Origin of the sequence: Neolewinella maritima, from assembly GCF_923081025.1 — a bacterium.
Lineage (GTDB): Bacteria > Bacteroidota > Bacteroidia > Chitinophagales > Saprospiraceae > Neolewinella > Neolewinella maritima.
Map to the genome: position 1 here is coordinate 897,521 of NZ_CAKLPZ010000001.1, position 17,501 is coordinate 915,021.

Annotated in this window: 13 protein-coding genes and 1 tRNA gene; 7 read left to right on the top strand and 7 right to left on the bottom strand. The window is 60.5% G+C overall.

The features are described from left to right. Window positions 1–4 precede the first annotated feature (4 nt). Window positions 5–78, top strand: a tRNA-Arg gene (locus MJQ68_RS03645). An 11-nt stretch (window positions 79–89) separates the two neighbouring features. Here MJQ68_RS03645 and MJQ68_RS03650 read toward each other — a convergent pair. From MJQ68_RS03650 to folP, 3 genes are all read right to left on the bottom strand, one after another. Beyond that, a complete protein-coding gene (locus MJQ68_RS03650) occupies window positions 90–824 on the bottom strand; it encodes a phenylalanine 4-monooxygenase (protein WP_238749619.1) in 735 nt (244 codons plus the stop codon). A 76-nt stretch (window positions 825–900) separates the two neighbouring features. Continuing rightward, window positions 901–2,088: a DUF4230 domain-containing protein gene (locus MJQ68_RS03655; RefSeq protein ID WP_238749620.1), complete on the bottom strand. Its 1,188-nt coding sequence runs from the start codon at window positions 2,086–2,088 to the stop codon at window positions 901–903. Window positions 2,089–2,265: 177 nt separating this feature from the next. Further along, entirely contained in the window at window positions 2,266–3,132 is an 867-nt protein-coding gene (gene folP, locus MJQ68_RS03660; protein ID WP_238749621.1) for a dihydropteroate synthase, read from the bottom strand. Window positions 3,133–3,186: 54 nt separating this feature from the next. Between folP and MJQ68_RS03665 the strand changes: the two genes are divergently transcribed. The 5 genes from MJQ68_RS03665 (at window position 3,187) to MJQ68_RS03685 (ending at window position 10,671) form a co-directional block, all read left to right on the top strand. Then, window positions 3,187–4,659 carry a hypothetical protein gene (locus MJQ68_RS03665; protein ID WP_238749622.1) on the top strand — a complete coding sequence of 491 codons (1,473 nt, stop codon included), beginning with the start codon at window positions 3,187–3,189 and terminating at the stop codon, window positions 4,657–4,659. A 69-nt stretch (window positions 4,660–4,728) separates the two neighbouring features. After that, window positions 4,729–6,090 carry a pyridoxal-phosphate dependent enzyme gene (locus MJQ68_RS03670; protein WP_238749623.1) on the top strand — a complete coding sequence of 454 codons (1,362 nt, stop codon included), beginning with the start codon at window positions 4,729–4,731 and terminating at the stop codon, window positions 6,088–6,090. 60 nt (window positions 6,091–6,150) lie between these two features. After that, window positions 6,151–6,840: a hypothetical protein gene (locus MJQ68_RS03675; RefSeq protein ID WP_238749624.1), complete on the top strand. Its 690-nt coding sequence runs from the start codon at window positions 6,151–6,153 to the stop codon at window positions 6,838–6,840. Then, the gene (locus MJQ68_RS03680; RefSeq protein ID WP_238749625.1) at window positions 6,837–7,424 is read left to right on the top strand and encodes a YdeI/OmpD-associated family protein; all 588 of its coding nucleotides are present in this window, start codon (window positions 6,837–6,839) and stop codon (window positions 7,422–7,424) included. Before MJQ68_RS03675 ends, MJQ68_RS03680 begins: the two co-directional genes overlap by 4 nt. A gap of 40 nt (window positions 7,425–7,464) precedes the next feature. Continuing rightward, complete coding sequence (locus MJQ68_RS03685; protein WP_238749626.1) at window positions 7,465–10,671, top strand: S41 family peptidase; 3,207 nt, start codon at window positions 7,465–7,467, stop codon at window positions 10,669–10,671. 7 nt (window positions 10,672–10,678) lie between these two features. On the opposite strand, the gene MJQ68_RS03690 is transcribed toward MJQ68_RS03685, so the two are convergent. The 4 genes from MJQ68_RS03690 to MJQ68_RS03705 all read right to left on the bottom strand — a co-directional run bounded on the left by MJQ68_RS03690 (window position 10,679) and on the right by MJQ68_RS03705 (window position 15,839). Next, window positions 10,679–11,002, bottom strand: coding sequence for a DUF2752 domain-containing protein (locus MJQ68_RS03690; protein ID WP_238749627.1), 324 nt, complete (start codon window positions 11,000–11,002; stop codon window positions 10,679–10,681). Between the two features lie 99 nt (window positions 11,003–11,101). Beyond that, on the bottom strand, window positions 11,102–11,593 hold the full coding sequence (locus MJQ68_RS03695) for a YqaE/Pmp3 family membrane protein (RefSeq protein WP_238749628.1): 492 nt from the start codon (window positions 11,591–11,593) through the stop codon (window positions 11,102–11,104). A 150-nt stretch (window positions 11,594–11,743) separates the two neighbouring features. Then, complete coding sequence (locus MJQ68_RS03700) at window positions 11,744–14,986, bottom strand: S41 family peptidase (RefSeq protein WP_238749629.1); 3,243 nt, start codon at window positions 14,984–14,986, stop codon at window positions 11,744–11,746. Between the two features lie 55 nt (window positions 14,987–15,041). Next, window positions 15,042–15,839, bottom strand: a complete 798-nt coding sequence (locus MJQ68_RS03705) for an RsiV family protein (protein ID WP_238749630.1) — start codon at window positions 15,837–15,839, stop codon at window positions 15,042–15,044. A 336-nt stretch (window positions 15,840–16,175) separates the two neighbouring features. On the opposite strand from MJQ68_RS03705, the gene MJQ68_RS03710 reads away from it, so the two are divergent. Next, window positions 16,176–17,456 (top strand): PDDEXK-like family protein, encoded by a 1,281-nt coding sequence (locus MJQ68_RS03710; protein WP_238749631.1) that lies wholly within the window; start codon window positions 16,176–16,178, stop codon window positions 17,454–17,456. The last annotated feature ends 45 nt before the right edge of the window (window positions 17,457–17,501 follow it).

Genomic DNA, 17,501 nt, shown 5'->3' on the forward strand with positions numbered 1-17,501 from the left:
GCGCGCTCCGTTAGCTCAGTTGGATAGAGCAGGAATCTTCTAAATTTCAGGTCAAAGGTTCGAATCCTTTACGGGGCACTACAGAACTACTACCCCCAGCGGGATTCCAGTTCGTCTACCGCGGCGAAGAGCTCGCTGAAGTCGCGGATAGCGAAGTAGAGCATTTGCACCTTGTCGATCACGAAGTCCTGCGCCATGATCTCATCGAGATCGAAGGGCTTGATGACTACGGCGTTGTCGGTATAGATATGCTTGGTCTCGGAGGTGCTGCTGCAGATGCCGGCCCCGTAGACCTTGAGCTCCTGCTCCTGCCGGATGACCCCGAACTCGATCGTAAACCAGTACAGGCGCTGTAGCTGGGTGATCTTTTGTTCGTCGCCGGCGTGCTTTACACCGATGGCGCCGAGCTTCTGGGCGAAGTCGGCGTAGTCCTTATTCAGGTACAGCGGGATGTGACCGAAGATATCGTGAAACATATCGGGCTCCTCCAGGTAGTCGAGCTGCTTCTCGCTGCGCAGCCAGGTGCTGGAGCAGAAGCGGCGGTTGGCCAATAACTGGAAGAATTCGTCTACGGGCAGGAATCCCTTTACCACCTCGATGGACCAACCATGGGCATTGCGCAGCGCCCGACTAAGGTCACTGAAGCGGGGCGGGTGCTCGGGCGAAAGAATGGGGTAGAGCTCCTTCAGGCAGTCCAGGTACTCCTGGGCGGCAACGGGCTTGAGGGCCTCGCGCTGCCGCTCGGAGAGCAGGCGCCAGATGCGGTAATCGGCGGGGGTATAGGCAGCGTAATCCTGCGTCAGGGGGGTGATTGTGGTGGGCATGAGCGACGTAATTAAATAGGGCAACGGTTGTTGTAGCAACTGTAAGGTATGGGAAAAGTTTGTCACCCGTACAAAACTACCCCAGGGCGCCCTGCGTCACCCGACCGGGCGCGCCGCGAAAGCCTACTACCAGTCGGTAGCCCGGACCGATATTGCCCACCAGCGGACCGAACATCGTATCCATCAATTGCTGGGCCTGCGTCTTGGCCCGGTCCATCACGTCGCTCTCCAGGGCATCCTCGCGGAAGCTCTCCCGCAGGGCGTTCACCCCCTCGTCGATATTGACTCCCTTGACCTCGCGCAGCCAGCCGATATCGAGCTTTTCCACTTTCGGGAGTACCTCGTGGCTCAGGATCTCGGGTTCGGGTAGGGTGATGTTGATGGTCTTGTTCTGCTCGTCCAGCTGCAGGTCGAAGTACTCGTTCAGCCGGAAGCCTACCTTAAGGATACTCAGGGCGGTGATCTCTACGTCGGTCTCCGAGACGTTCATGCCCCAGACGGTGGTCTGCAGGTTTTTGCTGATGCCCTTCTTATCCCTGATCTCGATGGTGGCCAACTCCCCGATGACGGTCTCCACCTTTTCCTGGAACAGGCCCTTGCTGCGGCTGAAGTCCTCGATGGCCGCCCGTTCCCGCATGCGGGCCACCAGCGGGCGCAGGGCCTCGCCCATGGCGATGGAGCAGGGGTTCTGTACGTCGGCACCCTTGGCCAGGATGTTGCCGTTGCGGGTACGGATCACGGCGGCCAGCACCTTGTTGAGCATGAAGCAGGTGTAGTTGCTGGCGACCTCTTCGAAGATCTCGGTCACCTTTTGTCCGCCCTCATCGTACCAGGTTTCGTACACCGCCGCACTGGTATCGCGCAGACGCATAAAATCCTGGTAATACAGCTCAGTCAACTGCGGGTGCTGAAGGTCATACTCCTGCAGGACGGCCCGCTGCAGACTGTCATTGAGTCCCATCCGGTTGCCCACGTGCCCCAGGATATCGGTATTGATATCGTGCACCAGCTCATCGAACTCGCGGCGGTAGCGTCGGGGGTTCTGCAGGATGGCCAAGGCCGTTTCGGGATCGATGTTGTAGCTGAAGTCGGCCGGACGGTACTGCAGCTCGTACTCCGCCGGACCGGCCAGAAAGCTCCCCGGCGTATTGCGCAGGGCGCGGTAGCCGAGCACCCCCAGGATACCGAGGATCGCTACGACGATGAGGATCTGGGCGGTACCGATGCCTTGTTTGAATGGGGGTGGGGGGGATTGTTGGGCCATGGGCTTCTGGAAAACGGGTGTGCGGGTGGCTTTGTTTTCGGTAGGTTAAACACGGATTACCCGGATTGACTGCACGGATTTCACTACGCAACTGCCACAGGCACTAGCACGCCAATCGCCGGTACTCCCCACGTATAATCTGTGTTAAATCTGCGACATAATCTGCGTAATCCGTGTTTAACCCTCCCCCACCAAACGAGCCTCCTCCAGCAAGCTCCACAGCTTTACCACCTCCACGCCTTCCTTTACGTCGTGTACGCGCAGGATCGAAGCCCCCTGTTGCAGGGCGTACAGATGTAGCGCGGCCGTGGCGGGCAGACTCTCGGCCGGGGTAGTCTTCAGGGGTTTGTATACCATACCCTTGCGACTGATACCGGCCAGGACGGGCACGCCCAGGTGGCGAAAGGCGTGCAGGTTCTTCAGCAGCGTATAGTTCTGCGCCTGGTTCTTGCCGAAGCCGAAGCCAGGATCTACAATGATATCTAAAACACCGAGCTGGCGGATGGCGATGAGCTGTTCGGCCAGGAAGTCCCAGACGTGGGTGACCACCTTGTCGCCGTAGTCCTGGGTATGCTGCTGCATGGTGGCCGGGGTGGCGGCGGGCATGTGCATGAGGACGTAGGGGACGCGCAGCTCGGCTACGGCGGCAAGCAATTCATCGTCGAAGCGGCCGGCGCTGACGTCGTTGATCATACCGGCTCCGGCGGCTACGGCGGCCCGGGCGGTAGCGGCGTAGACCGTATCGCAGCTGATGACCACTTTCGGTGCCACGGCCCGCACCGCTTCGATGACGGGCAGGATGCGTGATTGCTCCTCCTCGGAAGTGATCAGTTCGGCACCCGGGCGGGTCGACATACCGCCTACGTCCAGGATCTTGGCCCCCGCTTCGACCATTGCACCGGCGGCCGCGCCCACCTGATCGGCTTGTACCCGGCTGCCGGCGAAGAAGCTGTCTGGCGTAGCGTTGAGAATGCCCATCACCAGGGGGCGTTCGGCGCGCAGGAAGTAGCCATTGCAGTTGAGGGAAAAGGGTTCGAAGGGCACGTGGGGGGAAAGTTGTGTGCGAATTACCGCATTATGTGCGACTTTTACCGCCCGATGCCGTACACCGAACAGCAGATCCGCGGCCTGGCCATCAATTTTTTGCGCTTCCACTATAAGCTGCGGCCCCGCTACCTGGGCAGCGACGGCACGCGCATCACCGACCGCCCCCACTACTACCAGGGCGTACTCATCGATGCCCGCCTGGCCTACCAGCGGCCCGACCGCAGCTACTTCACCGCCACGGTGGAGGCCACCAGTCTGGACCGGCAGCACGAGATCCTCTACCAGACCAACTACTGGCGCATCGGCGTCCACGCGCTGGTCTGGACGCTCGTAACCGCCGCCCTCATCACCTGGCTGGGCAGCTGGGTGCCGGAGTGGAACCTGTTTCGCCTGTTTGGTCTGCCCACTGCCTACCTAGTGCTCGCCAGTCTACTGGTAGCGCTCTTTCTGGCGATCAGTACGGGACTGAGCCGGCTCAAACGCTACCGCTACATCTACGCCGTGGACCAGTTCAAGCGCTTTTACGCCGATGCGCAGTGGGTGGCCTACGACACGGCCATCTTCGCGGCCGATAGCTGGCGCACGCGGCGGCGCTACCGGGAGCTGGAACGGCAGTGTGTCAAGTACGGCTTCGGGCTGCTGGCCGTGGAGGCAGACAAGGTGGTGCGCAACGTGATGAGTCCCAGTCAGGTAGACCAGTTTGCCGGCAGTCGCATCAAGCTACCGCGGTGGCTGGCGCGGGCGGAGGTCGTGACAACGCCCCCTCCTACACAGACCGCCCTCCAACCGGTACGCAGGGCGCGGCCGCAGGTGCTGCGTAAATTGGGAAGGCGGGCGGTGCTGCTGCGGGCGCGCGGGCGGCGGGCGTACCGGAGCCTGTTCCCCTCCGGCATGCGGCGGCGGCCGGGCTACTATACTCTCGGCGCCTGGGTGCTCGTGCTGGGGGTGCCTGCGCTCGTTGGGCTGGGCTGGGGAGTCTACCGACAGGCAGCCTACTCACCCGTAGCAGAGGAAGGGGGTAGGGGAGCGGGGCCCGATCTGGCGATGCTGGAGACCGGCCGCACGCCCGCCCCGCCGCTCGAGATCGAGGAGGGGGAGTACCGGCGGCGGGACGACAGCTTCACGCTTACGGAACTATCGATAAACGTACCGGAGGGGGGACTTATCGCGGAGGCGGACATCGCCGATACGGATTCGCTACGGCGCTACCGCCTGGATGCGGACGGGGTGGCTACGGTGGATTATGCCTGTCTGCCGCTCTACACCCTGGGCGAGCCGGTCTTCATTTTGCTCTTCGGGCGGTATGCGAGTTTCGGTGCGGCGCGGGAATGGGCGCTGGAGCTCAACCGCCTGTACCAATCGCCGGTTACGGTAGCGGCGGGCGACTGCGTAGAGGCCCCGGGCACTACGGACTACCTGCTGTACATCGATGGTCCTACGCGGGAGGAAGGGGCGGCCAACCTGATGGCGCGTCAGTTTCAGCGGCGGAGCGGACTGGAAGTGGAGATCGTGGAGATCCGCTGAAGGGATCAAACGCGGATTCACGCAGAATAAACTAGATCGGCCGGAAACACGCCGTGGTAGATAAATACAATGGAAGTAAAGAATAACATCCTCGAGACCATCGGCAACACCCCACTGGTCGAACTACATAAGGTGGTCAAGGGCATGCCCTGTCGGGTACTGATGAAGGTGGAGACCTTCAATCCCGGTCACTCCATCAAGGACCGCATGGCCCTCAAGATGGTCGACGACGCCGAGGCCGACGGGCGCCTCAGGCCCGGTGGCACCATCATCGAGTGTACCTCCGGCAACACCGGTATGGGCCTGGCCCTGGCAGCCTGCGTGCGCGGCTACCGCTGCATCTTCACGACCAGCGACAAGCAGAGCAAGGAGAAGCTGGACATCCTGCGCGCCATGGGTGCCGAGGTCATCGTATGTCCTACCAACGTGAGTGCCGAAGATCCGCGGAGCTACTACTCCGTGGCCGAGCGGCTCAGCAAGGAGATCCCGAACAGCTTCTGGTTCAACCAATACGACAACCTGAGCAACCGCAAGGCGCACTACGAGAGCACCGGTCCGGAGATCTGGCGACAGACGGACGGGCAGGTCACCCACATCGTGGTCGGCGTAGGCACCGGCGGCACTATCAGCGGCACGGGCAAGTACCTCAAGGAGCAGAACCCGGCCGTACAGGCCTGGGGCATCGATACCTACGGCTCCGTATTCAAGAAGTACAAGGAAACCGGCGAGTTTGACGAAAAGGAGATCTACCCCTACATCACCGAAGGTATCGGTGAGGATATCCTGCCGAAAAATGTAGACTTTGACGTCATCGACCACTTCGAGAAAGTGACCGACAAGGACGGGGCCGTCATGGCCCGCCGCCTGGCCCGCGAGGAAGGCCTGCTGCTCGGCTACTCGGCGGGCAGTGCCGTTGCGGGACTGCTCCAACTCAAGGATAAGCTCAAGTCGGACGACCTGGTCGTCGTAGTAATCCACGACCACGGCAGCCGCTACATCGGCAAGGTCTATAACGACGACTGGATGCGCGAGCGCGGCTTCCTGGATGCCGAGCTCAAGGTGCGCGACCTGATCAGCGCCAAGAAGCAGGAGGAGGCCTTCGCGGGCATCAATCGCGACGACAGTGTCCGCCAGGCGCTCAAGCTGATGAAGGAGCACGACTTCAGTCAGATGCCCGTGCTCAACGGCGAGGAGGTCGTCGGCTCCATCACCGAGACCGACGTACTTAACTACCTCCTCGAAAACCCTATGGAGCACGCCGAGCAGCCCGTGCGCAAGATCATGCGCCAGCCCTTCCCGGAGGTGAGCTCCGACCTGACGCTCAGCGAGCTCGGCCGGCACATCACCAAGGAGAACCCTGCCGTAGTGGCTACCGACCGCAGCGGCCGCAAGCACCTGATCGCGCAGTACGATATTCTGCAGGCGATCTAGGCGGATACGCTCGTTAAGGATAGGGCCGCCTAGCGTACCTTAGGCTACACCGCCGGATGTATGCCCGATCATACCACCTTCCTTCCCCTGCCCGCACTGAACGTGAGCTTCGCACTGCTCACGCTACTCGCCCTATACGGCTTCTACCGGGCCGTAGGGCGCGACCGGCAGCTGCTCGGTATGCTGCTGCTGTGGCTACTGCTGGTGAGCGGCATCGCTAGTACGGGCTTCTTCCTCGACACGCGCGGGCTTCCTCCCCGGCTGGCCTTCGTACTGCTTCCGATGGTGGTGGTCGGCCTACTGCTGGGCTTCAGTCGACTGGGGGCAAGGTTGCGCGCACGATCTTCGCTGGAGGCCCTGCACTACCTGCAGGGGGTGCGGGTATTGGTCGAAGTAGTGTTTCTACACGGCCTGTACACTGCGGGCTACGTGGCGCGCGCCATGACCTACGCAGGCTATAACTTCGATCTCCTCCCCGGCCTGCTGGGACCGCTAGTAGGCTATGCGGTATTCAAGCGCCAGTGGCTCGGTGCGCGGTGGGCGATCGGGTATAATGTACTCGGTATTGCGGTGCTGCTTTCGGTGGTGATCATTGCGGTTTTCTCAGCTGAGACGGGCTACCAACGGTTTGGTCTCGGGCAACCTACTGTAGCGATATTCTACTTGCCCTTCGTCTGGCTGCCGGCCGTCGTCGTGCCCCTGATGCTGTGGGCACATTTTATCAGTCTGGGTAAGTTGATGCGCAGATGATACTATTCCAGGAAACCTACCGCGACCGACTGGCCATTGCTGTAGCGGACCTACCGGCCTGGCGTGCCTGGCTAGTGGAGCACCACGGCCGGGAGCAAAGCATCTGGCTCATCATCTTCAGGAAGGCGGATGACCGGTCCTCCCTCACCTACGCCGAGGCCGTGGATGAGGGACTCTGCTTCGGCTGGATCGATAGCCTACCCAATAAGCGGGATGGCCGTAGCTACTACCAGCTGTTCAGCCCCCGAAACCCGAAGAGCAACTGGAGCCGGGTCAACAAGCAAAAGGTCGCCCGGCTTCTCGCGCAGGGGCGGATGGCGGCACCCGGACTGGAAATGGTCCGCCTGGCCAAACGCAGTGGCACATGGGATGCGCTCAATGATGTAGAGGAGCTGGTCGTGCCCGACGACCTCCGGCAGGCCCTGGCCGGCGAGCCGACTGCCTGGAAGCACTGGGAGGATTACCCACCGTCCACCAAGCGCGGCATACTGGAGTGGTTATTCAACGCTAAACGGGCCACCACCAGGGCGCAACGCATCGAACGAACGCTGGCCGCCGCCCGCCGGGGGGCACGGCCGTTTTAGTCTACCCGTGGCTATCTTCGTAGCAAATCAACCCTGCCGGATGCTTACCCGATTACTCTGCTTCTTCGCCCTACTTCTTTGCACCTGCGTACGCGCCCAGGACGCTCCCGGATGGCTCCGCTACCCGGTCATCTCCCCTGACGGTAGCACCCTGGCCTTCTCCTACCAGGGCGACATCTTCACCGTACCCACCCAGGGCGGACGGGCCCGCCCGGTCACCATCGGGGCGGACTACGCCTTCATGCCCGTCTACAGCCCCGACGGTAGCCAGCTGGCCTTCGCTAGTGACCGCTACGGCAACTTCGATGTGTTCGTCATGCCGGCCACCGGCGGAGCAGCCCGGCGACTGACCTACCACAGCGGCGGCGACTACCCCTACACCTTCACCCCCGACGGCTCGGCGGTGGTGTTCGGCGGACGCTACCAGGATGCGGCCTCCAATATGCTCTTCCCCAGTGGCGCACAGCCCGAACTGTACCGGGTGGCGGTGGACGACGGTACCATCAGCCAGGTGTTTACCGTACCCGCCGAAGAGGCGCGCTACGCCGGCGACTACCTGTACTACCAGGACCAGAAGGGCTACGAGAACGAGTGGCGCAAGCACCACACCAGCGCCATCGCCCGCGATATCTGGCGCTACCGCACGGCCGACGGCAGCTACCAGCAGCTCACCGACCACGCCGCAGAAGACCGCCATCCGGTGCCGAGCAAGGACGGTCAGACGGTCTACTTCCTCAGCGAGCGCAGCGGCGATTTCAACGTCTTCTCCATGCCCGCAGCCGGCGGCGAGGCCACCCAACTGACCACCTTTGAGCGCCACCCGGTACGCTTCCTGTCCAGCAGCGACGACGGCCTCCTGGCCTTCAGCTGGCACGGCGAACTGTACACCCTCCGCCCCGGCGAGGAGGCCCAAAAAGTGGACATCCAACTAAACTACGACGGGCGCCAGGCGCAGGATGCAGTGAAACCTCTAGCGGGCGAATTCACGGAAGCCACCCTGAGTCCGAACGGCAAGGAGTATGCCTTCGTTGTACGTGGCGAGGTGTTCGTGAGCAGCGTCGAGACCGGCACCACCAAACGCATCACCAACACCGCCCGGCAGGAACGCAGCGTGAGCTGGCACCCGGAGGGTCGGGCACTTTACTACGCCTCCGAGAGCGACACGAGCTGGGACATCATGAAAACCAGCATCGACCGCGACGAGGAGCCCTACTTCTTCACCGCCACCCTGCTGCAGGAAGAACCCGTGGTGACTACGGAGGCGGAGGAGTTTCAGCCCATCGTGAGTCCGGACGGCGAAAAGGTGGCCTACCTGAAGAACCGCAAGACCGTCATGGTGCGTAACCTGAAGTCGGGCAAGGACGTGATGGTCCTCGGTCCCGAGCACAACTACTCCTACTCTGACGGCGACATGCACTTCGCCTGGTCGCCGGACAGCCGCTACCTGGCCGCAGACTTCGGTCGGCCCGAACGGGTAGCCTTCTTCACCAACGTGGCCCTGCTCGACATCACCAAGGAGAACGAGCCCACCAATGTCACCTTCGGCGGCTACAGCGACGGCGGGGCCAAGTTCAGCCGCGACGGGAGCCTGCTGTACTACTACAGCGTCCGCGAGGGCAACCGGGCCGAGAATGGCTGGTTTAGCGGTGACGGCAACACCTACGCCCTCTACCTGACTCGCGCAGCCCGCGACCGCGCCACCCTGAGCGAAGAGGAGTTCGGCCTGGTCAAGGAAGGGGAGGAAAAGGAGAAGAAAGAAGAAGACGAGAAGAAGGACAAAGAAGACCAAGACTCCCTGGATGTGGAGCCGCTCGAGATCGAGTGGGCCGGCCTGGAGGACCGCAAGAAGCGCCTGACCGAATTCACCGATGCCTACGCCGACCAGCTGCTGAGTGAGGACGGCGAGACGCTATTCTACCTCGCCGATACCGACGGCAAGTACAACCTGCATAAGATCGGTCTGCGCAACGAAAAGACAGAGAGCCTAGCCGAGCTCGGAGCTGACCGCGCCGGCGGCATGGAACTGAGCCGCGACGGTAAATCTATCTTCCTGCTGGCCGACGGCAATCCCGTCCTGGTCACCATCGCCGACGGTACGGTGAAGAAGCTACAGTCCAAGGGGGAGATGGTGCTAAAGGCCGCCGAGGAGCGCGCCTACATCTTCGACCACGCCTGGCGGCAGATGCGCGAGAAGTTCTACGTCGAGGATATGCAGGGCGTGGACTGGGCCTTCTACCGCGACGCCTACCGGCCCAAGCTGAAGGACATTAACAACAACTACGACTTCGCCGAACTGCTCAGCGAAATGCTGGGAGAGACCAACGCCAGCCATACCGGGAGCGGCTTCCGGATGTCGGAGCCGCTGGGCGATAAGACGGCGGCACTGGGTATGCTGTTTTCTCTCGACGGTGAGTCCCTCGTAGTCGAGGAAGTACTGCGCGACGGTCCGCTCGACAAGGCCGACGTACAGGTGGAAGCCGGCGACGTGCTCACCGCGGTGAACGGTCAGTCGGTCAGTCACCTCGGGCAGCTGCACCAGGCACTTAACCGGACGGCCGGACAGCGGGTGCTGCTGACCTTTCAGAGTGGTAAGGATACCCATACAGAAACCGTCGAACCCATCAGCACGGGGGCGGAGAACGAACTGCTGTACGACCGCTGGGTACGGCAGCAACGTGCTCTGGTGGATAGCCTGTCCGGCGGTGAGCTGGGCTACGTACACGTACGGGCCATGAACGACGCCAGTATGCGCGACGTGGTCGATGCGGCACTCGGTCGGCACATCGGCGCGAAGGCCCTGGTGGTCGATATCCGCTTCAACGGCGGTGGCAACCTGCACGACCGGCTGGCTGACTTCCTGGACGGCAAGGCCTACATGGACCTGATCCCCCACGGACAGTACATCGGCTCCGAGCCCCTCAACCGCTGGACCAAGCCCAGTATCGTCCTGGTCAACGAGAGCAGCTACTCCGACTCCCACATTTTCCCCGTAGCCTACACCATCAAGGGCATAGGTAAGACGGTCGGCATGCCCGTACCCGGTACCGGCACCTTCGTGTGGTGGGAAACGCAGATCGATCCTACGCTCTACTTCGGTATTCCTATGGGGGGCTGGAAGGTGGAGGAAGGCTACTTCCTGGAGAACACCCAGTTTGAGCCTACGCTGAAGGTGCAGTTGCAGCCCGGGGAGGTGGCAGCGGGCAAGGACGCGCAGACCGAGGCGGCGGTGGAGGAGTTGCTCCGCTAGCGAAGGCTTAGGCGGGTAGCTTCGTAGTCTGCCGGGGCCAGAGCTCCAGCCAGCGCAGCTCGGTGCGCACACAGTGCTGCCAGAACCAGACCAGAAAGGGGTACACCAGCAGTACGCCGGTATTGTAAAAGATCGCTTCGGTAAGATCGAAGTGGTGGAGGTGCATGACCGCCCGGGTCATTCCGCAGCCCAGGCATTCTATGTCCAGCAGTACTTGCGATGGACAGCTGAGTCCGTTACCGTCATTGAAAAAATCGGCGGGCAATATCCAGAGTACGACGGGACAGAGCAGTAGCGCGGCTAGCCATAGGTAATGAAGTGTTCTGCGCATGGACACGGTAGCTTGGGGCTAAAGATAAAAAAGTGGTCCGGGGGTATTCCCGGACCACTTTATGTGCGTGGTCGACCATCGACCGCTAGGGTATATGACCTATTCGTTATACGAAAAGTCATTCAGTTTGGTAAGTGTATAGATCAGCCCGGGAATGTAGCAGAGGGCGTACAGGATCAGTGCGATCCACCAGCGGTTGCCGGACCATTCGTCGGCAATACCCATCATGATCACCGCTGCGATCGGGACGAATATGGCCAATACGATAAACAGGCCCTTGGAGACGGGAATATCGTCACGTTGCCGCTCGCCGGAGCGCATTTGCTTTTTAATCTTCTTCTGGGCGGCCTTCAGTACGATGACCTCCTTGAGGGACAACTTCTTGCCGGTCAGCTTACGGTACTCCTTGGGCGTCATCGTTAGGAGATCCTCTATCTTATCGACCGTACCGGCGGGCAGACCGGCTTCGGCCAGGGCGGCGGCGGGGGTAAGTGCGACGGGCGCGGTAGCTACCGGAGGTGCAACGGCTACCGAGGTACAGAGCACGACCAGCAAACAGATGAATACGGACGTAGTAAGTGTTTTTAACATAGCGGTGAGTTTGTATAGTGCCTACTCTGATCAGGTTTTCGGCTTCGCCTCCCTACTCACTTTGCGGCGTTTCGGGTATCTCCTTTAATCTAATATATAGGAGATTCCGAAATATCCAACCATATCCCCCCCAAATGCGCGGTGGCAGGCCTAGCGGACGTCCTCCAGCAGCACCTCGACGGCCCGCTCCAGCTGCTGGTCGCGGCCCTTGTCCACCACACCCGGCATATTCTTCACCTCGATCAGTGGTTCGGTCTGGTTGTTCTCCATCCAGTCGCCGTCGATGTCCTTGGCGCTGACCGGTACCACACCCCAGACCGTACCGTCCGGCAGCTGCTCCCAGCCCGCGAAACTGCAGGTGCCCGGCGTGGGCATACCGACCGTCTTGCCGATCTTGAGATCGGTATAGCCGGCGGCGAAGCAGTGGCCGTCCGAGTACTGCGCCTCGTTGATCAGGGCCAGGGTGGGCTTGGTCCAGCGTGAGGTGGGCTCGCCGCCGACGACCTTGGCCTCGGTAGCGTAGCTGATGAAGGGTACCCCGGTGAAGAACATCGCCAGGTCGGCCACCAGGTCGCCGCCGCCGTTGAAGCGGGTATCCACGATCATACCCTTGCGCTCGAAGTACTTACCCATCATATCCTGGTAGATGCTGCGGTAGGGTCCGTCGCTCATACCGGGAATATGGACGTAGCCCAGCTGACCGCCACTCAGCGAGTCGACTTCCGCCTCATTGATCTTCACCCAGCGCTTGTACAGCAGCTGGTATTCCTCACTGAGCGATATGGGCTTGACGGTGATGGTCTTCAGGGAATCCGTGCGCGGGTCACGCACATCCAGTAAGGTAAACTGATCTTCGATGCGGTTGAGGTAGCGGGCTACGTCGCGGTCGGCCGCTACGGTATCGCCGTTAATGCGCTCGATGACCATACCGGGGGCAATATTGTAGCTGGCCTTATCGAGCGGACCGCCGAGCAGGATCTCCTCGACCAATATGCCACTACCCGTATGGTCGGTATCCATGAGCACACCCAGGGAGGCCGTCTTATCGGGATTGTCGAAACCCTTGGGCCGGTAGCGGGCGCCGGCGTGGGAGACATTCAGCTCGCCCAGCATCTCGGAGAGCAGCTCCGTAAGCTCGAAGGAGTTGCCGATCGAGGGCAGGTACTTTTCGTACTCCGTGCGCATGGTGTCCCAGTCGATGCCGTGGAAGTCCGAGTGGTAGAACACCGCCTTGGTACGCAGCCATACGTGATCGAACATCGCCTGCCGCTCGGCCTGCTCGTCGTAGGCCATCTCGCCCTGTAGCTTGACGGGGGTCTGCTTCTCCTTCTCCAGGTCCAGCTTGCTGATCTTGCCGCCGCTGAGGAGGTAGAGGTTCTTCATCTCCTTATCCCACTCCAGGCTGCCGCTGCTGGCGCCGAGCTTAAGCACCATTTTGGTCTCCCGACTGCGCAGCTCGGTACTCCAGAGGTTGAGCTTGTCCTCGAAGCGGGCTAGGTAGTAGAGCGTTTCACCGTCCTTAGACAGCACCGCATCGCCGAGGCGGGAGGAGTGGATGGTCAGCCGCTTGGTGCGCTCGCGCATATTGTTCCAGTCGAAGGTGAGGGGGTCGACCTGGGTACTGTCTTTCTTCGGTTCCTTTTCTTCCTTCTTCTTACTGTCCTTCGCTTTGGCTTCTTCCTTTTTCTCCTTCTTCTTGGCCTCCGCGATCGCCTCCACCAGCTCGTGCTCTTCCTTCGAGAGGTTGAAGGTGTCCCAGGCGGCCTGGGTGAAGAACATGGCGTAGACGTCCACCTCTGACTGTCCGCTGGTGGCGTAGGACTTCAGTCCGTCCCGGTTGCTGAACCAGATCATCTGCTCGCCCTTATTGACCCACTTGGGGTATGAGTCGTAGTAGCCGCTCTGGGTCAGGTTGACACGCTTACTGCCGTCGGACTTCATTAGCAGCACCTCGCTATTATTGAGCAGCACGTCCCACTCTACGAGCAGCCACTTGCTGTCGGGGGCCCAGGTGAAGTATTTATCGCCGTCCCGCATGTGGAACAGGTCGGTGGAGTCGAGCAGGGTGGTTTCCGCGCCGGTCGCGACCACCTTGGTTTTGAGCTTGCGGCGGCCTTCAATCCAGGCCAGCGACTTGCCGTCGGGGGCGTACTGGGCCAGGTAATTGTCGGTGCCGTTCTCGATGATGGGCTGCTCCTCCAGCAGGGTAGCGGCGAAGAAGAAGGGCTCCTCGTCGCGCAGCTTCTTGGTCTCGTAGATGCTCCACTTGCCGTTGCGCTCGCTGCTGTAGACGACGGACTTGCCCTCCGGTCCCCAGCTCACGAAGCGCTCCGGCTCGGGGGTGCTGGTGAGCCGCTTGGTGAAGGACTCCTCTACGGAGGTCACGAAGACCTCCCCGCGGGCCACGAAGGCGATCTCCTTGCCGTTGGGTGATACGGCCATCTCGGTGATCTCGTCGTCTAGCGAAATAAAACGGTCGTTGTTGCTGATGTCCTGCCGGCGGATCGTGACCTTCACCTTCCGCGGGGCTTCCCCCTCGCGCAGGGTATACAGCTCGCCGTCGTAGCCGAAGCTCAGTACGCCGCCGCCCGTGCTCAGGAAGCGGACGGGGTGCATGCTGAAGTCGGTCAGTTGCTGGTCACTGTCTGCCGCGTCAGTCCGCCGCTGGTGCACGTTGAAGTTGCCGCTGCGCTCGCTGAGGTAGTAGAAGCTCTCGCCGTCGGCGGCGTACACCGGCTGCCGGTCTTCGGCCTTGTCGGTGGTGAGCTGTCGGTGGGTACCCGTCGTGCGGTCGTAGGCCCAGATGTCGCGCGCGATCGACGAGGTGTGGTGCTTGCGGTACTCATCCTCGCCGCCCTTCTTGTCGTGGTACAGCAGGGTAGTGCCGTCGGGACTCACCTGAACGTATTCGGCCGGTACCGTTAGCACCTGCGTTACCCGCCCTCCGGTACTGCCTACGGCGTAGAGTTCGGGTTGGGAGCGGTGGGGAAACTGTCGGTGCTGCACGGCGTCCTGCCGGATGCCGCCGAAGTAGACCGTGCTGTCGCCGTCGGTGAAGGTGTAGGGTACTTCGTCGTTGCTGTGGTAGGTGAGGCGCTGGGCCGGTCCGCCCGCCGCCTGCATCACGAACACGTCGAAATTGCCGTAGCGGTTGGAGGCAAAGGCGAGTCGGCGGCCGTCGCTGCTCCAGGTGGCCATATAGTCGTGGGCCTCGTGGTAGGTGAGCTGGGTGGCCTCCCCGCCCGCGGCGGGTACGGTATACAGGTCGCCCTTGTAGGTGAAGGCGATGTGGTTGCCGTCGGGCGAGATGCTACCGTGACGCAGCCAGTGGGCGGGTTCCTGGGCGTGAAGGGGGAGACTGGCCAGGAGGCAGAGGAGTAAAATGTAGCGCATGGGGTGAAAATACGTCGATGGGCGTGTTCGCAGGTGCGGTGGATGGTCGGTCGGGCTACCGGAAGCGATCGATAAGGGGAAGCATCGACGTACGCAGTAGCGGCCGCAGCTCGTCGTACGGCAGCTCGATCGCGATCTCGCCGGCGGCGTAAGGACCGATCTCATAGGGCGGGTACAGAAAGCGCATGCCGTCGGGTAGCAGGGCGAAGTTTTCGGTCGCCGGGATGGTATCTTCGAAGGTGGTGTACGCGACGCCGGGCGCCTTGGTACGGGCGGTGAGCAGCTTACTCAGCGCGGCCTCCGTACCCGGCTTGAATACGTCGGTCAGCCGCAGGTGCCGTACGGGATCGGTGGCTACGGTCAGCAGCACGGTGTAGTACATCCCGTGGGCTCCGCCCGAGTAGAAGGCGTGGTTATGGGCTAGCACATACAGGCTATCGGACTGGTACTCGACGACCGTGCGGTGATCGTCCATGTGCACGTACTGGTAGGGTGATTCGCGCACGGCCTGTGCGTCTACCTCCTGCGAAGTGTAGGCGGTTAGCGACTGTTGTACCGACGTATGGAGCAGTTCTTCGAGGGTACTGTCTGGCGACGGCATCCGATCCAGGAGCTGCCGTGTGATGAGCGCATTGAGGGTATCCCGCAATACGGGGTCGCCACCGCTAGCGACCAGCGTTTCGACGTACATCCGCCGGTAGGGCATGCTATCGCCGAGGAGGGAAGCGGAGTCGGCATATGCTAGGGGGGTGAAGGTCAGGGGTGCCGGCGGCTGGGTCGTGGGGGCTGCTGCTGGATCCGGGGTTTGGCAGCCGTAGCACAGGAGAAGGAAGAGTGCGATGCGTAAGTGCATAGGGGGTAGACTTGGGGGGTGGGGCCGCGCGGTGGGGTAGGGAGGGTGCCGGCCGCGGGCTAATGTAGCGGTTGCGGCTGCAAACTGAGGGCTATACTGCTTTTGAGGTAGCTGACTGACTAGCGTCACGTCATCCATTAACCTACTAATCTGAAGAGTAGATGTTCAATTTAGTCGGTTAAATCCACCCTGACGATCGCTTGTTGGAAGATGTTATACTAGTAGATCTAGCGGCGGTAACCCCAATGATGCTATAGCGGGGCCGCGGCATGGTAGGTAACAGCAGATAATATGTAGTATCCTTGGGGAATACACGTATACCCCTCACCTAGATATATGCCTCCTGATCCTTACCCGACTGTTGCGGTCCACACTTTACTCCAAACGGTCGGTTCAGTGGCTCGGCAGAGTGAGGAGATCACCAGACTGAAGCGGGAGAACTACAACATCTTCTCCTTACTGCGCAAGGAGCACGATGAGGCGTACCTGCACTCTGCATTTATCGCGGATTTGCTGAATCCTAAGGGCACGCACGAGATGGGGGCGGTGTTTGGGCAATTGTTCTTCGCCAAATTTGACGATTACAATTTCACAGTAACCGAAGAAACCTATGTAGAAGCAGAAAAATGGTTGCCGGACGGAAACGGCCGGGCAGATATTTATCTGCAAACGGGTGATCAAAAAGTGATCATAGAGAATAAGATATGGGCAGATGATCAACCATTGCAGCTCCTACGGTACCACAATCATCTCAGTAGCGATACCCCAGAGAGACCGCTCTTAATTTACCTGACGATAGAGGGAGACATAGCTTCTGAAAAAAGCACCTTCTCGAATAGCCTCAAACTTACTGCCGGAGTGGATTATGAATTGCTATCGTACAGGAAGGATATTGTAATCTGGCTTCAGGAATGCAAACGCGAAGCGGTTGATCACGCACCCTTACGGGAGACGATCAAGCAGTATAGCAACTTAATCAAGAAACTCACCGGTCAATTAACGAATGATATGATGAACGAGGAAGTAAGTAAAGCAATCGGTAAGCAATATGTAGCGGCCCACCTGGTACACGCTGCGTTTGAAGGGACACGAACGGATGCGGTAGTAAGCTTCCTAAAGGACGTAAGCAAGCGGGTAGGAGAAAATCTAGATGCAGGTGACTGGGTGATCGGGCCGGCCAAGGAAATGAAATATGAGGACGTCGCTTCTAAATCACATACGTCACTTGTAATTCGTCATAATGACTGGATTGAAGCCACAAGAATTGAGGTGCAAGGAGTGCCGACCATTGCGACGAGTATCGTCAAATATGGGGTAGTGGCTAATAGTTCGTGGGTTGAGCGAGAACACGTAAAGGATGTATTAGCGGATGTGGACTTCTACAATGAAAACCGAACCACTATCCTTTGGTGGGCCTGCCAGGCCACCCTGCTCGACTTCAGTACCCCGCAACTGCTCGCAAGGCTATTCGAGCCGCAAGAGCGCAAGGACTTAGTCGATGAGGTGACTAAAGCGCTAACTAAGCTGTGCAAGGAGTGTAAGGGTCCACTAGGTAGGCTTGATGTGTCTAGTTTACTACCCGTAGCTTCTTCACAATCTACAGATCAGCCGGTATAAACTCAATCCACCCCGCCCCCGCCCCCTTTCCCACAAACTGTTTTA